The organism is Micromonospora sp. NBC_01392 (assembly GCF_045040125.1).
Classification (GTDB): domain Bacteria; phylum Actinomycetota; class Actinomycetes; order Mycobacteriales; family Micromonosporaceae; genus Micromonospora.
In genome coordinates this window covers 491,070-515,408 of the sequence record NZ_CP109549.1, presented here as the reverse complement: position 1 = coordinate 515,408, position 24,339 = coordinate 491,070, and the positions used below count along the sequence as shown (strand labels likewise).

The window sequence follows — 24,339 nt, the reverse complement described above, 5'->3', positions numbered from 1 at the left end:
GTGCGGGTGAGCGCACACCGACTGTCGGGAGGGCCGGGGAGGACCCGCTCGTCACCGTCCGGAACACCACCGGCCGCCACCACCCGTCTTCACTCAACGTGTTCACGTGAATTGCCTCTGTTGCATCGGCGGACGTCAGCCTATGCTCGCCCCTTGGGTACGACGCAACCCCCGCTCAATGGCGTCGGAGGCGGACCGGAGACATCACTTCCACATTTGACGAAGATCAGCACAGGTAAATGCACACGGTGGCGGTCGAGGTCCGGTCCGACAGATCCGGGCGTGCTTCCGCATGCCCGGAGCGCTCCGCGCGACCGCACCGGGCCGGCACCGAGGAGGGCTCGGCGTTGCGCACATGGCAATCCCGCCGATGGGAAGGCGGCCTGCTCAGCCTCGTGCTGGCGGTCGGCGCCGCCGGCTGCGGCACCGGGCCCGAGGCGACCACCGGCCCACTGACCGGCCGCGCCGCCGCGCCCGCCGCGCATTCCACCGCCGAGGAGAAAGCGGCCGAAAAAGCGGCACTCACCGCCTATTCCGGCTATCTCGCCGCGTCCCGGGCGGCGAGCGCCCGCAGCGATCCCGGCCATCCCGCCCTCGGCCGATTTCTGGCCGACCCGCTGCTGACCCAGGTGCGGTTGGCAATTCGTGACGCGAAGGAGCACGGCGCGATGCGTACCGGAAAACTGGTTTCCACCCCCACGGTGGTCTCGGTCGACCTGGCCGCCGAAACGCCCACCGTCGAGATCCAGGACTGCCTGGACGCGACCGGCTACCGGCTGGTCTACGCCAAGGACGGCAAGCCGGTGCCCGGCACCCGGAGCGGACGGTATCTCGCCACCGCGACCGCGGCCCGCTACCCGGACGGCCGGTGGCTGATCAACTCCGGCGCCGCGCACCGGGACCAGCCGTGCTGACCTGGGGAGGAGGGAGCGTCCCGGCCGACCGGGTCGGGACGCCCCGCCGGTGGTTCGTCGCCGGCCTGGTGGCGGTGCTGACGCTGGCCGGCTCCCCCGCCCGCGCCGCCGACCCGGGCGGCTCCTGCCCACCCGACCAGACCAACTGCGACGTCTGGGACGACGACCCGGGCGTCCCGGGCGGTGGCGGCGGGCCGGGCGGCGGCGGCAACGACGGCGGCGGCAGCAGCGGCGGAGGCACCGCGAAGTGCCAGTGGAACGGCCAGGTCGTCAAGTGCTACGACGACATCATGGGCTGGTTCAACAACGGCGACGGCTGCTACTACAAGCTGGCCGAACCCCAGCAGCCCGCACCGCCCGGCCAGCAGTGGTACTACGCCAGTTGCCAGGACGGCGCCACCGGCCAGCAGGGCACTGTGCTGCTCGACGCGCCGCCGGGCGGCTACGGCACCCCGCCCGACCCGGAGGAGCTGGCCCGTCGCGCGCTGGCCTCGATCTCGCTGCTGCCGCCCCGGGCGGCGGTCGCGCCCCGGCGCAGCAAGGGGCCGGGGCTGGTCGGGCTGCCGGTCTGGATGTGGGCCAGCCCCGGCAAGTCCTACTTCGGGCCGCTGACCGCCTCCACGTCGGAGCGGGGCCTCACCGTCACGATCACCGCCGAGGTGAAGCGGATCGTCTGGCACATGGCCGACGACCTCGACGTCACCTGCGACGGACCGGGCACGCCGTACGAGGCGGACGGGCCGCACGCCGGCGCCCCGTCACCCGACTGCGGCCTGCCCAACGGCTACTCCAAGGCCGACACGTACCAGGTCTACGCCACCACGTTCTGGACCGTCGACTGGTCGTCCAGCGGCGGGGAGAGCGGCGTGATCGACCAGAGCCGGGTCAGCGGTGTCGTCCCGGTGCAGATCAACGAACTCCAGGTGGTGACCCGATGAGTGTTGTGGCGGCCCGGAACGGGACCCCGGTGGAGGCGCCGGTGGCGCCGCCCAAGGTGGTCCGGCAGCGGCGCATCCGGCCCGGCCTGCTCGGCCTGGCCATCCTGCTGATCGCGCTCGGCGGGCTGGGCGCGGCGTTCGCGGTCACCTCGGTCCGGTCCACCGGCAGCTACCTGGCGGTCGCCCGGCCGGTCGAGGTGGGTCAGCAGCTCACCGCCGACGACCTGGTGCCGGTCCGCGTCTCCGGCGGGCGCGAGCTGCGGCCGGTGCCGGCCGATCGGATGAAGGAACTGCTCGGCCTGCGGGCCGCCGTGCGGCTCACCCCCGGCACGCTGCTCACCCCGGCCCAACTCACCGACGCCCCGCTGCTCGGCCCCGGCCAGCAGCAGATCGCGCTGGGACTGGCGGCCGACCAGGTACCCGCCCGCGAACTGCACCCCGGCGACAAGGTGCTGCTGGTCAGCACGCCGACCGCCGGCACCAGCGGCTCCGACGCGGCCCGGGGCGGCGGCACCCGGTTCGCGGCCACCGTGATCGACACCGCCACGCCGGAGAACGGCGACGTGGTGGTCTACCTGGCGCTGGCCGTCCGGGACGTGCCGGCGGTGGTGGTGCTGGCCGCGGACGACCGGATCGCGCTCGTGCTCACCGAGGCGGCCTGATGGCGATCATCGCCCTGGTCTCGGCGAAGGGTTCGCCCGGCGTCACCACCACCACGCTGGCCGCCGCGCTGAGCTGGCACCGCCGGCTCGTGCTGGCCGAGTGCGACCCGTCGGGTGGCTCCATCCTCGCCGGCTACCTCGGCGGCGCGCTCGACGGCCCGCGCGGCATCGGCGAGCTGGCCGTCGGCGAACTGCGCGACGGCAGCCTGGAGAGCACGTTCTGGTCCCAGCTCGTCGACCTGGACGCGCCCCGCCGCGAGCGGCTGCTGCTGCCCGGCGTGGTCGACCCGGCCCAGGCCGGCAGCGTGGTCCCGCTCTGGCAGCGCTTCGCCGACTACTTCACCGGGCTGGAACGCGGCGTGCCCCCCTACGACGTGCTGGTCGACTGCGGTCGACTGGCGGTCGCCGGTCCACCCTGGCCGCTGCTGCGGGCCGCCGCGGTGGTGCTGCTGGTCACCCGCGCGCACCTGCCCGACCTCTCCGCCACCCGGGCCGCGGTCCGGGCGATCGAACGGGACCTCACCGAGCACCGCGTCCCGCCGGGCAACCTGCGCCTGCTGGTGGTCGGCGACGGGCACGGCACCAGCGAGATCAGCAAGGCGCTGCGGCTGCCGGTGATCGCCCGCCTGCCGCACGACCCGCGTACCGCCGAGGTGCTCGGCCGCGGCGGCACCGTACGCGCCAACCGGCCGCTCATGCGCGCGGCCGGCGCGTTGGAGGTGCCGGTCCGGGCGCTGCTCGACCGGCGTCGGGCCCGGCTGTCCTGGCCCGGCGTGACCGCCGCGGCAGCGGTCAGCGCGCCGACCGCACCGGGGGTGCCCGGTGCGGTTTGAGCCGGTCTCGCACGACCCGCGCGGGCAGCAACCCGGCGTCGTCTCCACGGTCCCGCCGCTGGCGCCACCGAACGGACGGCACCACGTGGCCGGCCCGGCGCTCCCCGCCGCACCGCCCGCCCCGCCGCCCCGCCCCCGGGTCGACTTCGCGGTCGTCCGCGAGCTGCGCCGGGAACTGAGCGAGCGACTCACCCACTGGCAGCGTGGCCGGGAGTTCGACGCCGACGCCGAGGAGGTCGAGCGGGCCCGACTGGCCGTCGCGGTGGTCTCCGCGTACGCCGACTCGGTGCGCCGGGCCGGCACGCCGATGCCCGCCGACGCGGAACGGCTGCTGCTCGACCAGGTGACCGCCGAACTGGTCGGGCTGGGCCGGCTCCAGACGCTGCTCGTCGACGACACCATCGAGGAGGTGCACATCCTCGGCTGCGACCAGGTGCGCATCACCCGGCACGGCGGCGGCGTCGACTGGGCCGAGCCGATCGCCGAGACGGACGACGAACTGGTGGAGATCCTCCAGGCGGCGGCCCGCCGGGCCGGGGCCACCGAGCGGTCGCTCTCCACCTCCAAGCCCACGCTCGACCTGCAACTGCCCGACGGCAGCCGGCTCGCCGCGGTCTTCCTGGTCAGCCACCGCCCGTACGCGGTGATCCGCAAGCACAACACGCTTGACGTGAGCCTGGAGGACATCGCCGGCGCCCGCCCCGACCTGGACGAGATGATCGATCCGCTGCTGCGCGACTTCCTCCGCGCGTCCATGCGCGCCGGCTTGAACATCATGGTCGCCGGGCTGGCCGGGGCCGGCAAGACCACTGTCATCCGGGCGCTGATGGACGACATCCCGGCCGACGAGCCGTACGTGCTGCTGGAGGAGAGCCGGGAACTGCTGCCGGCCCGGCGCGGGCACAAGCACCGGGCGGTGATGAGCTTCGAGTCCCGGGAGGGGCACGGCGAACGCGGCGCGGACGGGCGACCGGCCGGTGAGGTGAGCATCGCCGACCTGATCCCGGTGTCGCTGCGGATGGGCGTGCTGCGGATCATCGTCGGCGAGGTGCGGTCCCGGGAGATCGTGCCGATGCTCCAGGCGATGACCACCAGTCGTGGGTCGATGTGCACCATCCACGCCCGTACCCCGGCCGGGGTGAGCGAACGGATCATCGAGCTGGCGCTCTCCCACGGCCGGGAGATGACCGTCGACCAGGCCCGCCGGATGGCCGGCAACGCGCTCGACCTGATCGTCTACGTCACGGTCGAGGACGAGACCGCGATCGGTGGCCGCAAGCACCGCTTCGTCTCGCACGTCGAGGAGGTCATCGGCGTCGGCGAGGGCAACCGGATCACCACCACCACGGTCTTCGGCCCGGGGCCGGACGGCCGGGCGGTCCCCCGCCACCTGCCGGAGCGGATCCGCGACCAACTGCTGCGCGTCGGCTACGACGCCCGGCTGCTCACCCGGTTCGTCGAGGCCGGCGTCGGCGCCTGGCGGCGGCCCCGGCACACCCGCCTCGGGCGCCGGCCGAACGGAGGGCAGGCGTGACGCAGATCGAGCTGATCGCGCTGGTCTCCGGCGCGGCCTGCGTGGCCGGGCTGGTGCTGGCCGTGGTCGCGCTGGTCGGCACCCGCCGGCCACCGGGGTCGACGCCGGGCAGCGCCGGGCCGGGTCTGAGCCGGCTCTGGACCGGCGCCGGGACCGGTCGCGCCGACCAGCGACGCCACCAGCTCCTGCTGGGCGGCGCGGTGGCCGCCGGCGCGTTGGCGTTCCTGCTCACCGGGCTGCCGGTGGTGGGCCTGCTGGTGGCGCTCGCGGTGCCCGGGGTGCCGTGGCTGTTCGCGGTCGGTCGGGCCGAGCAACGGGCCATCGCCCGGGTCGAGGCGGTCGGCGAGTGGACCCGGCGACTCAAGGACATCTCGGCCACCGGGCAGGGGCTCCAGCAGGCCATCGTCGGCACCATCACCACCGCGCCGGAGGAGATCCAGGAGGAGGTACGCACGCTGGCCGCCCGCCTCCAGGCCGGCTGGCTGGCCAAGTCCGCGTTGCTGGCGTTCGCCGACGAGATCGCCGACCCGGTCGCCGATCAGGTGGTGGCCGCGCTGATCCTGCACCTCACCGACCGGGGCGAGCGCCTCGGCGACGTGCTCCGCTCGATCGCCGGCGCCGCGTCCGCCGAGGTGGCCACCCGGCGCGAGGTCGAGGCGAAGCGGACCCAGCCCCGGTTCGCGGTCCGCTTCCTCACCGGCATGACGCTCGCCACGCTGGCGTACGGGCTGGTGAACAGCGACTACATCCGCCCGTACGGCACGGTCACCGGCCAGCTCGTGATGGCGGTGCTCGGCGCGGCCTTCATCGGCCTGCTGGCCTGGGTGCGGTCGATGAGCCAGCCGCCCCGCCCGGCGCGTTTCCTGCCGGCGCCCGACCCGGAGGAGGCGATCGCATAGTGGTCCTCAACTGGCAGCTCGCGGTGGCGGTGCTGGGCGGATCGGCGGTCGGGCTCGGTCTCTTCCTCGTGGTCCGCGAGGCGCTCCCGGCCACCCCGGCGCTCGGCCCGGCGCTGCGCCGGCTGCACCAGCCGCCCGGTCAGGCCCCGACGACCAGCGCGGGGCCGGACTGGCTCGGCGGCTTCGCCCGCTGGCTGCGCCCGCCGACCAGGCAGCTCGCCCTGCTCGACCAGACCCCCGAGCAGTACGCCCTGTCGGTGCTGCTCTCCGCGCTGATCGGGTTCGTCACGCCGGCGGTCGGATCGGCCGTGCTCTTCCTGGGCGGGGTCTCCCTGCCGGTGGCCGTGCCGGTGGTGGCCAGCCTCGGCATGGCGCTGCTCGCCGGCCTGGTCGCGCACCGCTCGGTGCTGGCCAAGGCGGACGCCGCCCGGGACGAGTTCCGCCAGGCGGTCTGCACCTACCTCGACCTGGTGGCGTTGCAACTCTCCGCCGCGCACGGCCCGGTGCAGTCGCTGGAACGCGCGGCGGCGGTCTGCGACGGCTGGGTGTTCGACCGGATCCGGGAGGCGTTGCGGCTCGCCCAGCTCCAGATGCACTCGCCGTGGGACGAGTTGCAGGAGCTGGCGGACCGGATCGGCATTCCGGAGCTGGGTGACGTGGGCGCCATCATGCGCTCCTCCGGCAGTGAGGGCGCCCAGGTGCACGAGACGTTGCGGTCCCGTGCCGACTCGCTGCGCGACCAGATCCGTACCGACAACCTGACCCGCGCCGAGGGGGTGACCAGCAAGTTGGACATTCCCGGATCGCTGCTGGTCTTCGTCCTGCTCGGCTTCGCCGTCTATCCGTTCCTCGCCCGCCTGTGAACCCCACCCCCGAGAAGGAGAAGACCATGCACCTCTACGCCTACCTCTACGCGACGGTGAGCACCCGTCTCGCCGAACTGCGCCGGGACAACGAGCGCGGCGACAGCCCGGTCCCGACCGCCGTGATCATCTTCGGTCTGGTCGCGGTGGCCATCGCGGTCACCGGGCTCGCCCTGGCCAAGGCGAACAACTGGATGAACGCCATCCCGAACAACACGGCGCCGAAGGCCCCGTGATGGCTCGCCCCGCCCGTCCGGTCCGGCGTCGGCCGGCGGACGCCGGCCGCGTCGCCGGTCCGCGCGGTCCGGGGCGGATCGCCGCCACGCTGCGCGCCCGCCTCGACGCGGGCGGGCGCGAGCGGGGCGCCAACCCGGTCGAGCTGGCCGTGATGATGCCGGCCATCCTGGTGCTGCTCTTCGGCTCGATCCAGGTCGGCGTCTGGTTCGTGGCCCGGTCCACCGCGCTCAACGCGGCGCAGACCGGGGTGAACGCGCAACGCACGTTCGACGCCGGGCCGGACGCCGGCCGGGCGCAGGCGATCACGTTCCTGCGCCGCTCCGGCGACTGGCTGGTCGGCTGGGACAAGAACGGACCGACCTGCGTGGAGACCGCCGTCGACGTCACCTGCACGGTGCGCGGGCGCTCCCTGTCGGTCGTCCCGGGCGTCGACTTCGAGGTCACGCAGACCGCGCACGGTCCCGCCGAACGCTGGACCACGGGATGAGGCCGGCACGTCGGGACCGCGGTTCCGTCTCGATCGAGGTGGCGGTGCTCGCCCCCGCCTTCATCGGGCTGATGGTGCTCGCCGGGGTGGCCGGCCGGACCGCCGTCGCCGACGAGGCGGTGGAGTCCGCCGCGCACGACGCCGCCCGGGCCGCCTCCCTGGCCCGCGACGCCCGCGCCGGCGAGAAGGCCGCCGAGCAGGCGGCCCGCGACCAGCTCAACTGGTCCGGCCTGCGCTGCACCGCCCCACCGAGGCTGGACCTGAGCGGGTCGGTGGCCGGGCAGGAGACCACCTTCGCCACCGCGTACCGGAGCGCGGCCGGCGTGCCGGCGACGGTCACGGTGACGGTCACCTGCACCGTCTCCTTCGACGACCTGCGCGCGCCCGGCCTGCCCGGGGTGCCGGGCGGCAAGACGGTCGCGGCGCGCTTCACCTCGCCGCTGGACACCTACCGGAGCCGCGGATGACCGGCCGGCGCGGTGCGGAGAGCGGCCGGGTGAGCCTGTTCCTGGCCGTGGCGATGACCGGCGTGCTGGCCATCGTCAGCCTCGCCTACGACGGCGCCGGGCAGCTCCGGACGCTGCAACGCGCCGACAACCTGGCCGCCGAGGCGGCCCGCAGCGGCGGCCAGATGATCGACCGCGCGAGCGCCATCGAGGGCGGTCCGAAGCGGATCGACCAGGTCGCCGCCCGTGCGGCCGTCGCCGACTACCTCAGCGCCGCGGGTGAGGTCGGTGGCCACGACGTCGACTTCCCCGTGGTCGGCCTCGAGACCCAGATCCGGGTACGCGTCCGGATCACCTACCGCCGGGACCTGATCGGGCTCTTCGGCGCGCAGAAGACCACCACCGTCACCGGTGAGGCCACCGCTCGGGCGCTCACCGGACCGTAGGAAGGGAAGGCCGCCATGGGTGCACCCCGACGCTCCGCCGTCCACCGCGCCGGCCAGGTTCTCACCGGGCTCGGCGCTCTCGTCGTGCTCGTGGGGCTGCTGGCCGGCGGACCGGTCGCCCTCCTGGCCTTCGCCGGCAACCCGCTGCCCGACCACCTGCCCACCCTGGCCGAGGTGGGTACGGCGTTGACCAGCCGCGACGATGGGCAGCTCTTCCTGCGGGCGCTGGCCGTGGTGGGCTGGTTCGGCTGGGCCACGTTCGCGTTCTCGGTCGTGGTGGAACTGCTCGCGTCGGTGTTGCGCCGACCCGCACCGAAGCTGCCCGGCATGCACCGCCAGCAGCGGGCCGCCGCCGCGCTGGTCGGATCCGTGGCGTTGATCCTGGCGGCGAGCCCGGCCGCGGCCAGCGCCGCGACGCTGGCCGCGCCGCAACCGGTGGTCGCCGCGCCGGCCGTCACCACGGCGTACACCGCACCTCAGGTCGCGACGCCGACGCCTGCCGCACCGGACGCCACCGGCCCGGCGGTGTACCGGGTGGCGAAGGGCGACTACCTGGGCGAGGTGGCCGACCGTTACCTGGACGACTTCGACCGCTACCGGGAGCTGGCCCGGTTGAACCGGCTCACCGACCCGGACCGGATCCGCCCCGGCCAGTTGCTCGAACTGCCCGGCGGCGCGGTGGACGAGGGGGCCCGCCGACACGCCGCCGGCCGGCTGGTGGTGACGCCGGCGAAGCCCGCCCCGGCGAAGCCCGACGGGGGCGGTACGTCCGCGATGGCGCCGAAGCCGAAGCCGAAGCCCGCGCCGCACACGCCGGCGCGGGACACCACGCCCACGGTGGAGGCGCCGGAGGGGCAGCCGCCGGCCATGGCGGCGGGCGCGTCCCGGGCCACGGCCGAGGAGGGCATCAACCGCCCGTTGGCCATCTCGGCGGTGCTGGCGGTGGCGAGCATCGTGGGCGCCCAGATCGGCGCCGTCCTCGGACTGCGCCGCCGGCCGGTAGCGGCCCGCGCGTTGGGCAGCCGCGCGCTGGGCAACGGCCGGCACCGCCGCGACTGAGCCCGGTGCGCCGCAGGTCGCCGGTCGCCGAATGCCGGATGCGCCGTGGGCACGGGCGGCCGGATCAGGGCAGCCGGGCCTCGACCCGGCCGGAGACCACGCGGGTGGGCAGCACGACCTGGTCGTTGGCGGCCGGGCCGTGCACCACCTCGCCGCCGTTGAGGCGGAACGCGCTGCCGTGCCACGGGCACACCACGCAGGCGTGGCCGTCGATCTGCCGCACCTCGCCCTCGCCGAGCGGGCCGCTCTGGTGCGGGCAGCGCTCCAACATCACGGTGACGTCGTCACCGTGCCGGTAGAGGATCACCGAGACGTCGTCGATCTCCCGGGTGACCAGTTCGCGCTGCGGCAGGCTGTTCAGGTCGCCCACCGGGTGCCAGCCCTCGCCGATCAGGTGCAGATCGGAGACGCTCTGACTGACCTGGGCCCCCTGCTTGTAGGCGAGGTGCCCACCCAGGTACGCGCCGCCGCCGGCGGCGGACAGCCCCAGGTAGGCCAGCGCCCGGCCGAGGCCGTGCCGCCCGTTCAGTCGGGCCGCCAGCGAGCCGGCGTAGAGCGTGAGGCCGACGATGTTGGCCCCGGCATGAACGAGCCCGATCCGCCGCTGGTCCCGGGAGAGCGCCGCCCAGTCGTTCCACCCGGCGACCGCCGCCGGCAACGCGCTGACCGTGCCGAGCCCGACCAACGCGGTGGCGGCCCGGCGCTGGCCGGGCAGCAGGTCCACCACGGCGGCGGAGATCCACGCGCCGACCGGGACCTGCACCATGGCGGGGTGCAGCGGATGGCCCAGCCAGACGCCGTGCAGCGCGTCCCGGACGCGTTGCGAGCGCAGCGTGCCCTGCACGACGCGCTGGACCCGGTCGCCGACCCGGTCGAGCCCCGCGGCCTGCTCAAGCTTCGTCAGTAGTTCGCGCACCTGTTCCGACTTCCCGGCAGCAGAGCCCCCAAACCGGACGTCGGGCAAAACCCTGACCGGATCGGGCCGGGGCGGACGACATCCTGGATATACTGCAACGGTCGGTCGGGGGCGCGGCCCGCCTCCGCCGCGCCCGCGCCCTGGCCGAACTGGCCGGCCGTGGACAGGCGGGCGACTTTGACGAGCTGCTCGACAAGGGGCACTACCGCTCGTGAAGTTCGCCGACCACCTGATCGACACCAGCGCCCTCGTCCGGCTACTTCGTGACCCGGAAGTACTGGACCGGTGGGAGCAGGCGGTGACCGCCGGGCTGGTCGCCGTCTGTCCACTCGTCGAACTGGAATTCCTCTACACCGCCCGGTCCGTCGCCGACCGCGCGCAACTGGCGGATCAGCTCCGGACCGTCTTCGGATGGGTGACGATGCCCGACCGGGTCTACGACCGTGCGGCAGAGACGCAGCTCGACCTGACGGCACGGGGGACGCACCGGTCGGCCGGTGCGGTCGACCTGCTCATCGCCGCCACCGCCGAATATCACGGGCTCTCGCTGCTGCACTACGACCGGGGCTTCGACCAGGTAGGCGCGGTCACCGGCCAGCCGATGCGCTGGCTGGCCCCACCCGGCGCCATCAAGTAGTAGCGCCGCCGGCCCTCATTCACCCCTTCCCGCCCGCACATTCACGGAAAGAGTGCTCATCGCGCGCTGGATGGGCACTCTTTCCGTGAATCAGCGCGGCCAGGCTCCGCTGGCGCGTGCGGCGGGGGCGCGGGCATGCTGAGGGGATGGGGGTGCGGGTTGAGCACGCTGCGGGCGTGACCACGGTGATTCTGGACCGGCCGGAGGCCCGTAACGCGGTGGACGGGCCGACCGCCCGGGCGCTTGCCGACGCGTTCCGCGCGTTCGACGCCGACCCGGACGCGGCGGTCGCCGTGCTCTGGGGCGCGGGCGGCACGTTCTGCTCGGGCGCCGACCTCAAGGCGATCGGCACGGCGCGCGGCAACCGGGTCGAGGCCGAGGGCGACGGTCCGATGGGTCCGACGCGGATGCGCCTGTCCAAGCCGGTCGTCGCCGCGATCTCCGGGTACGCGGTGGCCGGCGGCCTGGAGCTGGCGCTCTGGTGCGACCTGCGGGTCGCCGAGTCGGACGCGACGCTCGGCGTGTTCTGCCGGCGGTGGGGGGTGCCGTTGATCGACGGCGGGACGGTCCGGCTGCCCCGGCTGATCGGGGAGAGCCGGGCGATGGACCTGATCCTCACCGGGCGGCCGGTGCCGGCCGACGAGGCGTACGCGATGGGGTTGGTGAACCGGCTGGTCCCGCCCGGTGCGGCCCGGGCGGAGGCCGAGCGGCTGGCCGCCGGGATCGCCCGGCACCCGCAGACCTGCCTGCGCAACGACCGGGCGGCGCTGCTCGACGGCGCCGGCCGGCCCGAGCCGGAGGCGCTCGCCGTGGAGTTGGCCTACGGCACGGAGTCGCTCGCGGTCGACGGGGTGCGCGGCGCCGGCCGGTTCGCCGCCGGTGCCGGCCGGCACGGTGCGCCGGCCGGCTGAGGCGTCACTTCAGGTTGCGCAACGCGTCCTCGATGGCCCGGTGGAACGTCGGGTACGTGTAGATCATGTGCCGGAGCTGGCTGATCGGCACCGCCGCGTGCACGGCCACCAGCAGCGCGGAGAGCACCTCGCCCCCGGCCGGGCCGGCCGAGGTGGCGCCGACCAGCACGCCCTGGTCGGCGTCGGCGACCAGCTTGATGAAACCGGCGTTGCCGGTCTTGTGGATCCAGCCCCGGGTGGACGAGGTCAGGTCGGTGTAGCCGATCTGGACGTTGATGCCCCGGTCGCGGGCCTGCTGCTCGGTGAGGCCGACGGCGCCCACCTCGGGGTCGGTGAACGTGACCCGGGGCAGCGCCCGGTAGTCGGCGACCGGGACGCTGCCCGGCGCGACCGTCGACCCGCCCGCGCTCATCGCACCGCCGACGGCGCTGACCACGCCGGCCGCGCCGCCGACCACGCTCGCGGTGCCGCTGGCGTCCGGCCCGCCCCGGGTACGCCGCATGTGGTCGAGCACGTCGGCCACCACGATGCCGGCCTGGTACATCGCGATGTGGGTGAACGCGCCCTCGCCGGTGAGGTCGCCGACCGCCCAGATGCCCTCGGTGACGTGCATCCGGTCGTTGACCGGCAGGTAGCGCTGGTTGGCGTCCACGCCGACCGTGTCCAGCCCCAACTCCTCCAGGTGTGCCCGGCGGCCGGTCACCACCAGCAGCTTCTCGCCGCGGAACGAGACGCCGTCGCCGTGGACGGTGAACTCGTCGCCGTCGTGGCTGACCCGGCCGGCCTTGACCGCGGTGTGGATCTCCACCCCGTCGGCGCGCAGCGCGTCGGCGGCGAGCGCGGACGCCTCCGGTTCCTCGACGGCGAGCACCCGGTCGCCGGCCTCGACGACGGTGACCCGCACGCCGAACCGGGCGAACACCTGGGCCAGCTCCAGCCCGATCGCGCCGCCGCCGAGCACCAGCATCGTGCCCGGCAGCTCCTCGACCTCGATGGCCTGGTGGTTGGTCCAGTACGGCGTGTCGGCCAGCCCGTCGACCGGCGGGATCGAGGGCCGGGTGCCGGTGCCGAGCACCACCCCGTAGCGGGCCTCGAAGACCTGGTCGCCGACGCGTACCCGGTTCGGGCCGTCGAGCCGGCCGCTGCCGCGTACGAACCGGCCGCCCTTGCCGGTGAAGCGGTCCACCGCCGCCCTGTCGTCCCAGGTGTCGGTGGCCTCCTGGCGGATCCGCTTCGCCACCGGTGCCCAGTCGGGGCGCACCTGCGCGGACCCGGCCAGCTCGTTCACCCGGTGCGCCTCGGCCAACGCGTTGGCCGCCCGGATCATCATCTTGCTCGGCACGCACCCCCAGTAGGGGCACTCGCCACCGACCAGGTCCCGTTCGATGCCGACCACGTCGAGGCCGGCCTCGGCGAGCCGCCCGGCCACCTCCTCGCCGCCGACGCCGAGCCCGACCACGACCACGTCCACCAGTTCCGGCTGTGCCATCCCGCCAGCATTCCGCACGGCCGGGGGCGCCGACCACCGGACCCGGCCGGAATTCCTCCGCCGGTAATGAGTGCGACCGCCTACCGTGACCGGATGCACGCGCGTTTCGACCCGGTCCGGGACTGCTTCCACGACCTGTTCACCGCCGGCCGGGAGACCGGCGCGGCGCTGTCCGTCTGGCACGACGGCACACCGGTGCTGGAGCTGGTGGGCGGCAGCCGCGCGGCCGTACCGCCCGGTGCGGTGACGCCGGCCGTCGGGGCGGCTCGGCCATGGCTGCCGGACACGCTCGTCGACGTCTACTCGGTGGGCAAGCCGGTGGTGGCGTGCTGCCTGTTGTTGCTTGTCGACCGGGGTCGGGTCGACCTGGACGCGCCGGTGTCCGCGTACTGGCCGGGGTTCCGTGCCCCGGCCACCGTGCGGCAGGTGCTCGACCACACCGCCGGGTTGCCGGCCTTCCCGGTGCCCCGACCCGCCGAGGCGGTCACCGACTGGGAGCTGCTCTGCGCCGACCTGGCCGCGGCCGAGCCCGAGTGGGTGCCGGGCACCGTCGCGGGCGAGCACGCCTGGACGTACGGGCACCTGGTGGGTGAGCTGGTCCGCCGGGTGGACGGGCGGTCGGTGGGGCGCTTCCTGGCCGAGGAGATCGCCGGCCCGTGGCGGCTGGATCTGGCCTTCGGACTGGGCCCGGCCGACCGGCGGCGGTGCGCCGACCTGTCGTACGGCGATCCGGGCTGGCCGGACCGGACGCGCGGTGAGCCCGGCTCGCTGCGGGCCCGGGCGCTGGACAACCCGCCGGGCGGGCGGGACGTCGCCGTGGTGAACGGCGACGCGTGGCGGGCCGCGGAGATCCCGGCGGTGAACCTGCACGCCACCGCGTCCGGGCTGGCCCGGTTCTACGCGGGTCTGCTCGCCGGCGGCATCCTCGACGGGATCCGGCTGTTCGGTGCGGACCTGGTGGCCGAGGCGACCCGGGTGCAGTACGCCGGCCCGGATCTGGTGCTGGACCGGACGGCGCACTGGACGCTCGGCATGCAGTGGGAGCCGGACGGCAGTTGGGGCATGGGCGGCATCGGCGGCAGCAGCGCCTGGGCCGACCCGGCGCGCGGCTACACGTTCGCCTACGCGACCGCGCGACTGGCCGACCACGACCGGGTGGACGAACTGGTCGAGGCGTTGCACTCCTGCCTCTGACCGCTTGCCACCGAGCGTGACGACGGAGCCTTGTTGCGCAGGGTGATCCTCCGGGCGGGAAGACCCCACCCCAGTTTTCGCCTTTGCTCTGCAGCCAATGGCGCAGCATCGTCGCCATCAGGCAGTTCAGCCGCCGCGCCGGAACGGCGCGGGCGGGCTGCCCAGCCACGTTCCGTCACCGATGCGGATATGGCTGCAGAGCAAAGGGAACCGGTGGCAGGGTCCGACCGGACGCTGAAGTCACGGAAGGTGATCGGGACGTGCGGGTGCGGTCAGCGCATCCAGACCGGGTCGCTGCCGGGGACGTCCAGCGGCGGCGGGTAGTCGAGGCCTCGACGGGTCTCGTCGGGCAGCCGCCACGGCTGGTGTACCGCCTTGCCCGGCACCGACTCCAGCTCGGGCACCCAGCGCCGCACGTACGCGCCGTCCGGGTCGTAGCGCTCGGCCTGCCGCACCGGGTTGAAGCCCCGGTACGGCCGGGAGTCGTTGCCGGTGCCGGCCACCCACTGCCAGTTGCCGGAGTTGTTGACCCGGTCGCCGTCGAGCAGCCAGTGGAAGAAGACGTCCAGGCCCGGCCGCCAGTCCAGCCCGAGATGCTTGGTCAGGTAGCCGGCCGTGATCAGCCGGGCCCGGTTGTGCATCCAGCCCTGGGCGCGCATCTGCCGCATGCCGGCGTCCACGATCGGCATCCCGGTGCGCCCTTCGGTCCAGGCCGCCAGCGCGTGGCTGTCGTCCCGCCAGTCCTCCCGGGCGCCCCGCCGGTAGGCGGTGGTGGACAGGTCCGGGAAACCGGCGACGACCTGGTGGTAGAAGTCGCGCCAGCAGAGCTGCCGGACGAACGGCCCGTCGCGGTCGCCGGCCCGGTTCGCCACCGCCAGCGGGGAGACGCAACCCCATCGGAGGTACGGGCTGAGCCGGGAGGTGTCGTCGCCGGCCATGTCGTCGTGGATGTCGTCGTACCGGTCGAGGGTGGGCAGCCAGGCGGTGAGGCGGCGGCGGGCGACGCTCTCCCCGCCCTCGGCGGCGTCCGGGCTGTCGCCCTTCGGCGGTTCCGGCAGCCGGCCCGGGTCGACGCCGTCGGGCAGCCGGACCCGCTTCGGCGCGGCCAGCTCCTCCCGCGACCGCACCCCCTGCCAGGCGCGGAAGTAAGGGCTGAACACCCGGTAGTGGTCGCCGCCGGTCGGCCGCAGCGCGCCCGGCTCGACGATGGTCAGCCCGGGGAAGAGCCGTAGGAACATCCGGTGCCGCTCGCACTCGGCGCGCAGGCGGCGTTCCCGCCGGTGGGCGTACCGGGTCACGTCGGCGGAGAGCCCGATGCCCTCGGCGCCGACCTGGCGCGCCAGCTTGACCGTCTCGGCCACCGGGTCGCCGCGTCGGACGACCAGGTCGCCGCCGCGTTTGCGCAGCGACTCGCGCAGCTCGGCCAGGCTCTGGTGGAGGAAGCGGGTGCGGTTCGGGGAGAGCTTCGCAAGCGTCGGGTCGAGCACGTAGAGCGGCACCACCCGGTCGAACGCCGATACGGCCGCCGCGAGCGCCGGGTGGTCGTGCACCCGCAGGTCGCGGGTGAACAGCACGACGGCCGTACGCTCGGTCATCCGGCCAGGGCCGGGGTGAGCGCCGGGCCGGGCACACGCACCGGCGTGCCGGTCGGGGTGAGCAGCGACCGGGCGGCCACCGACATCCGCCGCCGCTGCGGCACCAGGGCCCGGCGGACGAAGACGTCGAAGTCCTGGGCGGCGACCTCGTCGAGGATGCCGCCGTAGAGCGCGTACGCGGTGCGCATGCAGGCCTGCGAGGCGGGGTTGAGCAGCGGGATGCCGGGCGCGGCGGCGAGGTAGTGGGCCTGGGCGCGGGTCACCTCGTACTCGATCAGCTCGCGGATCGCCGGCGTGGTCCGCCCGGCGGCCTTCGCGGCGAGCAGGTCGTCGCGGGTGACGTCGAACTTGGCCAGGTCCTCGTCGGGCAGGTAGGTCCGGCCGCGGTCGAGGTCCTCGGCGACGTCCCGGATGAAGTTGGTGAGCTGGAACGCGAAGCCGAGCTGGCGGGCGGGTTCCCGGGCGGCGGCCGGGTCGGAGCTGCCCAGGATCGGCAGCATCATGGTGCCGATGACGGCGGCCGAGCCCTCCATGTAGTCGAGCAGGTCGTCGTAGGTCGGGTACGACATCACCGTCAGGTCCATCGCCATGCTGCGCAGGAACGACGCGAAATCGGCGCGGTCCAGGTCGAACACGGCGATGGTGTGCAGCACGGCGGGGAGCAGCGGGTCGTCGACCGACGCACCGTGCAGGCCGGCGACGAACCGGTCCGACCATTCGCGCAGCCTGGCGGCCCGCTCGGCGGGCGGCAGGTCCTCGGTGCGGTCGACGATCTCGTCCGCGTAGCGGGTGAAGCCGTACAGGGCGTGCACATGCCGCCGTTTCCAAGCGGGGAGCAGCCGGGTGGCGAGATAGTAGGTACGGCCGTGACGCCGGTGCAGCTCGCGGCAACGGTCATAGGCAGCGGTGAGATCCGTGTCCACCGGCCCTCCTCGGTTTCGACGCAGCAATCGACGCAACTCGTAACCCTAGGGTACGCTCCCTCACATGGCCAACGACGCAGTTGCGGGTAACGCGCTCCGCGTCGCGCCGGCACAGCCGGAAGCGACGGACGATCCGGTCCGCGGCGTACTGGCCGCGTTCACGAAAGACCTGGTCAGGGGCGTTGACGACACGTTGACGGCGTTCCTGGCCGCCGAAGTCGACTCACTGACCGAGATCGACGCAGCCATGGGTGGTTTCGCCGCGACCGCACGCGACTGCGTGCTGGCCGGTGGCAAGCGGGTGCGCCCCACGTTCGCGTACTGGGGCTGGCGCGGCGTGGTCGGCGGCGACGCGCCGCTCGGCACGGTGCTGCCCGCCCTGTCCGCGCTGGAGCTGCTGCACGCGTTCGCACTGGTGCACGACGACGTGATGGACGCCTCCGACACCCGGCGCGGCCGGCCCACCGCACACCGCGCCGCCGCCGCGCGGCACCGGGCCGCCGGGCACACCGGTGATCCCGACCGGTACGGCGAGGCGGTGGCCGTGCTCATCGGCGACCTCTGCATGGTCTGGGCCGACCGGCTGATGGCACACGCCACCGTGCCCGCGGACCGGCTGCTCGACGTGCGCCGCTGCTACGACCAGATGCGGGTGGAGACGGTGGCCGGGCAGTTCCTCGACGTGCTCGGCGAGAACGACGCGGCGAGCTGGTCGGTCGACCGGGCGCTGCGGGTGGCCCGTTACAAGACCGCCAGCTACACCGTCCAGCGACCGCTGCTCTTCGGCGCCTGCCTGGGCGGCGCGGACGCGGACGGCCCGCTGATCGCCGCGTACACCCGCTACGGGCTGGCCGTCGGCGAGGCGTTCCAGCTCCGCGACGACCTGCTCGGCGTCTACGGCGACCCGGCGACCACCGGCAAGCCGGCCGGGGACGACCTGCGCACCGGCAAGCCGACCGCGCTGCTGATGCTGGCCCGGCAGCTCGCCGACCCGGCCCAGCGCCGCGCCCTGGACCGGGCCGGCACGGTCACCGGCGACCACGAGGTGAGCCGGCTGGCCGACGTGGTCCGGGACACCGGGGCCGCGGCCGGGGTGGAACGGATGATCGCCGAACGGGTGACCGAGGCGCTGGCCGCGCTCGACACCGCACCTATCGACGAGACCGCGCGCACCGCGCTGACCGGCCTCGCCACCGCCGCCACCGCGCGGCGGTCCTGATGAACACCTTCGTGAGCACGAGCAAGGGAGCCGGAATGCGCACCGTGAACGGACGGACCGACCGGGTGGTCGTGGTCGGCGCCGGGCTGGGTGGGCTGGCCTGCGCGCTGCACCTGGCCGGCAGCGGCCGTCAGGTGACCGTGCTGGAACGCGAGCCGGTGCCCGGCGGGCGCGCCGGCCGGCTCAGCGTCGACGGGTACGAGTTCGACACCGGGCCGACCGTGCTCACCATGCCCGACCTGATCGCCGAGGCGCTGGGCGCGGTGGGCGAGGAGCTGGGCGACTGGCTCGACCTGACCCCGCTCGACCCGGCCTACCGTGCCTACTACCCGGACGGGTCGACGCTCGACGTCATCACCGACACCACCCGGATGGCCGCCGAGATCGCCAAGGTCTGCGGCCCCCGGGAGGCGGACGGCTACCTGCGCTTCGTCGACTACGCGCGCAACCTGTGGAAGTGGGAGCGGGCCGACTTCATCGAGCGCAACCTCGACGCGCCGACCGACCTGCTCACCGGCAACCTGCTGAAGCTGTTCGCCAACGGCGCGTTCCGGCGACTCCAGACGAAGATCAACCAGTTCTTCCGCGACCCGCGTACCCAGCGGATCTTCTCCTTCCAGGCGATGTACGCCGGCCTGTCGCCGCACGACGCGCTGGCCATCTACACGGTCATCGCGTACCTCGACTCGGTGGCCGGGGTCAGCTTCCCGCGCGGCGGCATCCACGCGGTCTCCCGCGGCATGGCCGGCGCGGCCGAGAAGCACGGCGTGCAGATCCGGTACGGCACCACGGTGACCCGGGTCGAGACCGCCCACGGCCGGGCCACCGGTGTGATCACCTCGGACGGCGAGTTCGTCCCGGCCGACGTGGTGGTACTCAACCCGGACCTGCCCGTCGCCTACCAGGAACTGCTGCCGGAGAGCCGGCAGCGCAAGCTCACCTACTCGCCGTCCTGTGTGGTCCTGCACGTCGGTTCGACGCAGGGCTATGGCAAGATCGCCCACCACAACATCCACTTCGGACGCGCCTGGAAGGGCACGTTCGACGAGGTGATCCGGCGAGGCGAGCTGATGACCGACCCGTCGCTGCTGGTGACGAACCCGAGCCGCACCGACCCGTCGGTGGCCCCGGCCGGCAGGCACACCTACTACGTGCTGGCCCCGGTGCCGAACCTCGACCGGGCGCCGTTCGACTGGGCCGGTGACCTCACCGGGCGCTACGCCGACCAGCTCGTGGCCACGCTGGAGGAGCGCGGCTACGTCGGTTTCGGCGACGGCATCGAGGTGCTGCGCACCGTCACACCGGCCGACTGGGCCGCGCAGGGAATGGCCGCCGGCACCCCGTTCGCCGCCGCGCACAGCCTCTTCCAGACCGGCCCGTTCCGGCCGTCCAACCTGCACCGCACGCTGGGCAACGTGGTCTTCGTCGGCTCCGGGACCCAGCCCGGCGTGGGGGTGCCGATGGTGCTGATCAGCGGCAAGCTGGCCGCCGCGCGAATCACCGGGCAGTCCCGGTGAGCGCGAGGAGCGCAGCGAAGCGGAGTCCCGCAGTCGCGAACGAAAGGCGGGCCCGGTGAGCGCGAGGAGCGCAGCGAAGCGGAGCCCCGCAGTCGCGAACGAAGGGCGGGCACGATGACCGGGCGGGAGAAGCACCTGGTCGAGCTGGTCGACGACGGTGGCCGGGTGATCGGCGAGACCACCGTCGCCACCGCCCACCAGCCGCCCGGCCGGCTGCACCGGGCCTTCTCGGTGCTGCTCGTCGACCCCGCCGGGCGGATCTTGCTCCAGCGGCGGGCCGCGGTCAAGACCCGGTTCCCGCTCCGCTGGGCGAACTCCTGCTGCGGGCACCCGCTGCCCGGCCAGTTGCTGACCGACGCCGCCAACCGCCGGCTCGGTGAGGAGTTGGGCGTCGATCCGGTCGGCCTGACCGAGGTGGGGACGTACCTCTACTACGCCGAGGATCCGGCCACCGGCCGGGTCGAGTTCGAGTACGACCACGTGCTGCGCGCCGATGTGCCCGCCGACCTGCCCACCCGACCCGACCCGGACGAGGTGGCCGAGTTGCGTTGGGTGGATCCGGTCGCGGTGATCGCCGACCTCGACGCCGACCCCCGGTCGTACGCGCCCTGGCTGGGCGGCGTGGTGAACCGGCTCCTGCACCCGGCCGACCCGGCCCGGTCGGGCGGGCCCGTCGAATCGTCCCGGTCGGGCGTGCCCGCCGTCGAGGCACCGGAGCGGTCGGGTGGCCGATGAGGCGCTGAGCGCGGGGGCCGTCGCGCGCCGGTTGGGCGTGGCGGTCACCACCCTGCGCACCTGGCACCAGCGGTACGGTCTCGGCCCCAGTGAGCACGTGCCCGGCCACCACCGGCGCTACACGCCCGCCGACCTGGCCCGGCTGGAGATCATGCGGCGGCTCACCGTGGAGGGGGTGTCGCCCGCCGAGGCGGCCCGCTGGGCCCGGCAGGCGCCGGCCGTGCCGCCGCCGGCACGGCTCGGCCTGAAGGCCGGCGTCAGCACCGCCCGGGACGGCGGCGGGGCCACCATCCCGGTCGGGCGGGCCGGACCGGTCGCCCGTGGCCTGGCCCGGGCCGCCATGCGGCTGGACTCGGTGGCGATCGGCCGCACCATCGCGGACTCGCTCGCCGCGGACGGCGTGGTGGCGACCTGGGAGGGGCTGCTCCGGCCGGTGCTCGTCGGCATCGGGGAGCGGCACGCCGCCACTGCCGGTCTGATCGAGGTGGAGCACCTGATGTCCCGGTGCGTCTCCGAGGCGTTCGCCTCGGTGGCGCGCGCGCACCCGGCCGTCGGAACGCCCCGGATCCTGCTCTCCTGCGCGGACGAGGAGCAGCACTCGCTACCCCTGGAGGCGCTGGCCGCCGCGCTGGCCGAGATCGGTGTGAGCTATCGCATGCTCGGGGCCCGGGTGCCGACGCCCGCCCTGGTCGAGGCCGTCAACCGGACCGGGCCGGCGGCCGTGGTGGTCTGGTCGCACATCCGCGCCACCGCCGATCCGCACCAGCTCATCGCGCTGCTGGCCGCCCCGCGCCGGCCGCTGCTGGTGCTGGCCGCCGGGCCGGGCTGGCGGGCCGACTCGCTACCGGCCGGAGTGGTCCGCCCGGTCGACCTGGCCGAGGCGCTCTCGCTGGCCGTGGCCGTACGGGATTCGCTGGATCAGTCGACGGCGGGCTGAGGCCCCACTCCCGCTCCGGGGGTGGCGTCCACTACGGTCGGAAAGTCCGTCTGACCCGACCCCCTCCGGGAGCGACAGATGCGTCCACGCACCCTGTTGGCGTTCGTCCTCGGCCTGGTGCTCCTCGTCACCGGCTGCGGCGGCCCGGGCAAGACCCCCCAACGGGTCACCGCCCAGCCGTCCGTCTCGGCCGCGCCGACGCCGACACCCAGTCCGAAGCCCCAGCCGAGCCGCACCACCCCGAAGCCGAAGCCGAAGCCGACGCTGCGTCCGCTGCCCAAGAAGCTCCCGACCGGGCTGCACCGGCGCAGCGGGAGCCCCGGGGTGGCGCTCACGTTCGACGACGGGCCGGACCCCCGCTACACGCCGCAGATCCTGGCCCAGCTCCGGGCGGCCCACGTCACCGCCACGTTCTGTCTGGTCGGTAAGCAGGCCAAGCGCTACCCGCACCTGGTGGCCCAGATCGTCCGCGAGGGGCACCAGCTCTGCAACCACAGTTGGCGGCACGACGTGGACCTCGGCCGGCGGCCGGCGGCCGAGATCCGGGCCGACCTGGAACGGACGAACCGGGCCATCCGCGCCGCCGCGCCCGATGCGCCGATCACCTGGTTCCGCCAGCCGGGCGGCCGGTGGACCGCCGAGGAACTGACCGTCGCCCGGCAACTGGGCCTGCGTCCGCTGCACTGGAGCGTCGACCCGCAGGACTGGGACCACCCGCCGGCGAAGAAGATCATCGCGCGGGTGGAGTCGGCCGCCCATCACGGTTCGGTCGTGCTGATGCACGACGCGGGCGGCGACCGAACCCAGACCATGGCCGCGTGCCGACGCCTGATCCCCGATCTCAAGCGGCGGTACGGCATCGTCCGGCTCCGGTGACAACACCGCTGAGCTGCGGCTTCGCTCGGCGGTGTGCGGGCGGCCATACCGGTTTGGTCGTCCGAGGAGGGATGGCATATGCTTCTCCTGCCTCCGGCGGGGCCGGATGGGAGCAAGTCCGCTTGAAGTTGCGAGTGTGCAATGATGGCGGGGCCGCCCTCATCGTCTAGCGGCCCAGGACGCCGCCCTTTCAAGGCGGTAGCACGGGTTCGAATCCCGTTGGGGGCACGGTCCGGCTCGCGCCGGATGCAACATCAGCAAGGTCCTGTGGAGCAGTTGGAGTGCTCGCCGCCCTGTCAAGGCGGAGGTCGCGGGTTCAAGTCCCGTCAGGACCGCAAGCGCTGACGCCGCGCAACTCATGCGCGGCGTTCTGCGTATCGGCTGTGCGGTAGCATGTGCCGAGCACCACGGCCAGGTAGCTCAGTTGGTACGAGCGTCCGACTGAAAATCGGAAGGTCGGCGGTTCGACCCCGCCCCTGGCCACATAGCCTTTCGCCGGGCTACAAGAACGCCGACCAGCGGAAACGCCGGTCGGCGTTCTGCTTTCCTCCCGCCAGCCGTCCGTCCGGGTGGAGTTCGCGAGGACGTACAGCTCGCGTCATGGCCACCGGCGCTCCGCGTCATCAGGTCGCCAGGGTTCCAGGCCTCATGCACCGCGGCCACAGCTAACATTCCGACAAGGTGTCACCACCCTGAGTAACCGTCACCTCCGCTTGAGCGCGGATCGCGCTAGCGCTCCGTAGTTGCAAACCCAGGCCCCAAATGTAAGTTTGGGCCTCGAAACTTTAGATGTGACCTCGAGCGCTAAGCTGGGCTTCTAATTACAGCGCTGAAATTAAAGTTTCTAGGGGATGGCTTACAAACCGTGGACCTCGAGGCGTTCGCCTCGTCTCCCGCCGGCGTCCTGGTCCCGATCAACGGCCACGATGCTCGGTACGACGAGCCCTACGATCACAAGGCGTTCCTGCCGAACCCTCTGCCGAGCCGGCTTACCCTCGAGCAGGAAACCTTCCGGGACCTCACCGCGGCAACCGCTGCCGTGGCGCGGCTTGATCAGGCAGCGATCAGGCTTCCAAACCCCATGCTTCTGGCAAGGCCGGCGATCCGCCGCGAGGCTGTCAGCACCTCCGCCCTTGAGGGAACCTACGCAGCACTGGACGACGTGCTTGAGGCCGACTTCCTGGAGGACCGGGAGGTATCGGCCACCGTTTCCGAGGTCGTGAACTACGTCCGAGCTGCCGAGCTGGCGTACGAGTGGATCAAGGACAGGCCGATCACCATCGGCATGCTGCGCGAACTCCAGAAGATCCTCGTACGGGGAACCTGCGGGGAAACAGCCGACGCCGGCAACGTCAGGACCATCCAAGTCTTCATCGGCCTCAGCGCCGGCCGCGTCAACGAAGCCCGCTTCGTCCCTCCGCCACCAGGCGACCAGTTGCAGGCTGGCCTGGAGGCGTGGGAGGACTGGATCACCGGCAGGGACGACTTTCCACTGATTGCCAAGATGGCCCTTGGCCACTACCAGTTCGAGACACTTCACCCGTTCAATGACGGAAACGGGCGCCTAGGGCGGTTGGTTTGCGTACTCCAACTCGCCTCCGAGGGAGAGCTGCGCGTTCCGGTTCTGAACCTCTCGCCATGGCTGGAGGTGCGACGGCGGGAGTACCAGGACCACCTCCTACGGACCAGCATGACCGGCAAGTTCGATCCCTGGATCCGATTCTTCTCAGAGGCAGTACGAGCACAGGCGGTCTTGGCTGTTGACCGCATCGACGCTCTACTCGACTGGAAGGAGCACGCGCTTGAGCGACTCAGAGACGCCAACGTTCGGGGGGTAGCCGTCAGGATCGTTGAGGACCTGATCGGTTACCCGATGATCAGCCCAACCACTGCGTCCAAGATGTACGGCGTCTCCTATCCAGCGGTGAACACTGCCATCCGCCGGCTGGAGCACCTCGGGATCCTGCAGGAGCGGACGGGACGACGCTATGCTCGCCTCTTCGCCGCCAAGGACGTACTTCGAATCATCGATTCCCGGTAGTCGCAAGTCGCGATCTCCTCGTCGTCACCCC

At 73.4% G+C, this 24,339-nt stretch carries 25 protein-coding genes and 3 tRNA genes; 24 read left to right on the top strand and 4 right to left on the bottom strand.

Going from position 1 to position 24,339, the window contains the following annotated elements:
* Window positions 1–347 precede the first annotated feature (347 nt).
* The 12 genes from OG767_RS02405 to OG767_RS02350 are packed head-to-tail and all read left to right on the top strand — an operon-like array spanning window position 348 to window position 9,318.
* Window positions 348–914, top strand: a complete 567-nt coding sequence (locus OG767_RS02405) for a hypothetical protein (RefSeq protein WP_405091952.1) — start codon at window positions 348–350, stop codon at window positions 912–914.
* Window positions 908–1,852: a hypothetical protein gene (locus OG767_RS02400; protein WP_405091951.1), complete on the top strand. Its 945-nt coding sequence runs from the start codon at window positions 908–910 to the stop codon at window positions 1,850–1,852. The genes OG767_RS02405 and OG767_RS02400 overlap by 7 nt, the downstream gene beginning before the upstream one ends.
* A complete protein-coding gene (locus OG767_RS02395; RefSeq protein ID WP_405091950.1) occupies window positions 1,849–2,514 on the top strand; it encodes an SAF domain-containing protein in 666 nt (221 codons plus the stop codon). The genes OG767_RS02400 and OG767_RS02395 overlap by 4 nt, the downstream gene beginning before the upstream one ends.
* On the top strand, window positions 2,514–3,347 hold the full coding sequence (locus OG767_RS02390; protein WP_405091949.1) for a ParA family protein: 834 nt from the start codon (window positions 2,514–2,516) through the stop codon (window positions 3,345–3,347). Before OG767_RS02395 ends, OG767_RS02390 begins: the two co-directional genes overlap by 1 nt.
* Window positions 3,337–4,881 carry a CpaF family protein gene (locus OG767_RS02385; protein WP_405091948.1) on the top strand — a complete coding sequence of 515 codons (1,545 nt, stop codon included), beginning with the start codon at window positions 3,337–3,339 and terminating at the stop codon, window positions 4,879–4,881. Before OG767_RS02390 ends, OG767_RS02385 begins: the two co-directional genes overlap by 11 nt.
* A complete protein-coding gene (locus OG767_RS02380; protein WP_405091947.1) occupies window positions 4,878–5,780 on the top strand; it encodes a type II secretion system F family protein in 903 nt (300 codons plus the stop codon). Before OG767_RS02385 ends, OG767_RS02380 begins: the two co-directional genes overlap by 4 nt.
* A complete protein-coding gene (locus OG767_RS02375) occupies window positions 5,780–6,643 on the top strand; it encodes a type II secretion system F family protein (protein WP_405091946.1) in 864 nt (287 codons plus the stop codon). The genes OG767_RS02380 and OG767_RS02375 overlap by 1 nt, the downstream gene beginning before the upstream one ends.
* Window positions 6,644–6,669: 26 nt before the next feature.
* Complete coding sequence (locus OG767_RS02370; protein ID WP_405091945.1) at window positions 6,670–6,879, top strand: hypothetical protein; 210 nt, start codon at window positions 6,670–6,672, stop codon at window positions 6,877–6,879.
* A complete protein-coding gene (locus OG767_RS02365; RefSeq protein WP_405091944.1) occupies window positions 6,879–7,367 on the top strand; it encodes a TadE/TadG family type IV pilus assembly protein in 489 nt (162 codons plus the stop codon). The genes OG767_RS02370 and OG767_RS02365 overlap by 1 nt, the downstream gene beginning before the upstream one ends.
* Window positions 7,364–7,834 carry a TadE/TadG family type IV pilus assembly protein gene (locus tag OG767_RS02360; protein ID WP_405091943.1) on the top strand — a complete coding sequence of 157 codons (471 nt, stop codon included), beginning with the start codon at window positions 7,364–7,366 and terminating at the stop codon, window positions 7,832–7,834. Before OG767_RS02365 ends, OG767_RS02360 begins: the two co-directional genes overlap by 4 nt.
* Window positions 7,831–8,259 (top strand): hypothetical protein, encoded by a 429-nt coding sequence (locus OG767_RS02355; RefSeq protein WP_405091942.1) that lies wholly within the window; start codon window positions 7,831–7,833, stop codon window positions 8,257–8,259. Before OG767_RS02360 ends, OG767_RS02355 begins: the two co-directional genes overlap by 4 nt.
* A gap of 15 nt (window positions 8,260–8,274) precedes the next feature.
* Window positions 8,275–9,318 carry a LysM peptidoglycan-binding domain-containing protein gene (locus OG767_RS02350; protein ID WP_405091941.1) on the top strand — a complete coding sequence of 348 codons (1,044 nt, stop codon included), beginning with the start codon at window positions 8,275–8,277 and terminating at the stop codon, window positions 9,316–9,318.
* Window positions 9,319–9,382: 64 nt separating this feature from the next.
* Here the strand turns inward: OG767_RS02350 and OG767_RS02345 are convergent, their stop codons facing one another.
* Window positions 9,383–10,234 (bottom strand): Rieske 2Fe-2S domain-containing protein, encoded by an 852-nt coding sequence (locus OG767_RS02345; protein WP_405091940.1) that lies wholly within the window; start codon window positions 10,232–10,234, stop codon window positions 9,383–9,385.
* Window positions 10,235–10,445: 211 nt separating this feature from the next.
* Here OG767_RS02345 and OG767_RS02340 point away from each other — a divergent pair, with 211 nt between their 5' ends.
* Window positions 10,446–10,871: a PIN domain nuclease gene (locus OG767_RS02340; RefSeq protein WP_405091939.1), complete on the top strand. Its 426-nt coding sequence runs from the start codon at window positions 10,446–10,448 to the stop codon at window positions 10,869–10,871.
* 146 nt (window positions 10,872–11,017) lie between these two features.
* A complete protein-coding gene (locus tag OG767_RS02335) occupies window positions 11,018–11,782 on the top strand; it encodes a crotonase/enoyl-CoA hydratase family protein (RefSeq protein WP_405091938.1) in 765 nt (254 codons plus the stop codon).
* A 4-nt stretch (window positions 11,783–11,786) separates the two neighbouring features.
* Here the strand turns inward: OG767_RS02335 and OG767_RS02330 are convergent, their stop codons facing one another.
* Complete coding sequence (locus OG767_RS02330; protein ID WP_405091937.1) at window positions 11,787–13,271, bottom strand: dihydrolipoyl dehydrogenase family protein; 1,485 nt, start codon at window positions 13,269–13,271, stop codon at window positions 11,787–11,789.
* A 93-nt stretch (window positions 13,272–13,364) separates the two neighbouring features.
* Between OG767_RS02330 and OG767_RS02325 the strand changes: the two genes are divergently transcribed.
* Window positions 13,365–14,465: a serine hydrolase domain-containing protein gene (locus tag OG767_RS02325; RefSeq protein ID WP_405091936.1), complete on the top strand. Its 1,101-nt coding sequence runs from the start codon at window positions 13,365–13,367 to the stop codon at window positions 14,463–14,465.
* A gap of 272 nt (window positions 14,466–14,737) precedes the next feature.
* On the opposite strand, the gene OG767_RS02320 is transcribed toward OG767_RS02325, so the two are convergent.
* On the bottom strand, window positions 14,738–16,060 hold the full coding sequence (locus OG767_RS02320; protein WP_405091935.1) for a cryptochrome/photolyase family protein: 1,323 nt from the start codon (window positions 16,058–16,060) through the stop codon (window positions 14,738–14,740).
* Entirely contained in the window at window positions 16,057–16,983 is a 927-nt protein-coding gene (locus OG767_RS02315) for a phytoene/squalene synthase family protein (RefSeq protein ID WP_281933517.1), read from the bottom strand. Before OG767_RS02315 ends, OG767_RS02320 begins: the two co-directional genes overlap by 4 nt.
* A 64-nt stretch (window positions 16,984–17,047) precedes the next feature.
* Between OG767_RS02315 and OG767_RS02310 the strand changes: the two genes are divergently transcribed.
* From OG767_RS02310 to OG767_RS02270, 9 genes are all read left to right on the top strand, one after another.
* Window positions 17,048–18,202 carry a polyprenyl synthetase family protein gene (locus tag OG767_RS02310; RefSeq protein WP_405091934.1) on the top strand — a complete coding sequence of 385 codons (1,155 nt, stop codon included), beginning with the start codon at window positions 17,048–17,050 and terminating at the stop codon, window positions 18,200–18,202.
* A 35-nt stretch (window positions 18,203–18,237) separates the two neighbouring features.
* Window positions 18,238–19,719 carry a phytoene desaturase family protein gene (crtI, locus tag OG767_RS02305; protein ID WP_281933521.1) on the top strand — a complete coding sequence of 494 codons (1,482 nt, stop codon included), beginning with the start codon at window positions 18,238–18,240 and terminating at the stop codon, window positions 19,717–19,719.
* Between the two features lie 114 nt (window positions 19,720–19,833).
* Complete coding sequence (gene idi / locus OG767_RS02300) at window positions 19,834–20,454, top strand: isopentenyl-diphosphate Delta-isomerase (protein ID WP_405091933.1); 621 nt, start codon at window positions 19,834–19,836, stop codon at window positions 20,452–20,454.
* Window positions 20,444–21,391, top strand: coding sequence for a MerR family transcriptional regulator (locus OG767_RS02295; protein ID WP_405091932.1), 948 nt, complete (start codon window positions 20,444–20,446; stop codon window positions 21,389–21,391). The genes idi and OG767_RS02295 overlap by 11 nt, the downstream gene beginning before the upstream one ends.
* Window positions 21,392–21,469: 78 nt before the next feature.
* On the top strand, window positions 21,470–22,267 hold the full coding sequence (locus OG767_RS02290; RefSeq protein WP_405091931.1) for a polysaccharide deacetylase family protein: 798 nt from the start codon (window positions 21,470–21,472) through the stop codon (window positions 22,265–22,267).
* 155 nt (window positions 22,268–22,422) lie between these two features.
* Window positions 22,423–22,495 (top strand) — tRNA-Glu (locus tag OG767_RS02285).
* 33 nt (window positions 22,496–22,528) lie between these two features.
* A tRNA-Asp gene (locus OG767_RS02280) sits at window positions 22,529–22,602 on the top strand.
* A 74-nt stretch (window positions 22,603–22,676) separates the two neighbouring features.
* Window positions 22,677–22,750, top strand: a tRNA-Phe gene (locus tag OG767_RS02275).
* A gap of 382 nt (window positions 22,751–23,132) precedes the next feature.
* Window positions 23,133–24,308 carry a Fic family protein gene (locus tag OG767_RS02270; protein WP_405091930.1) on the top strand — a complete coding sequence of 392 codons (1,176 nt, stop codon included), beginning with the start codon at window positions 23,133–23,135 and terminating at the stop codon, window positions 24,306–24,308.
* Window positions 24,309–24,339: the final 31 nt, after the last annotated feature.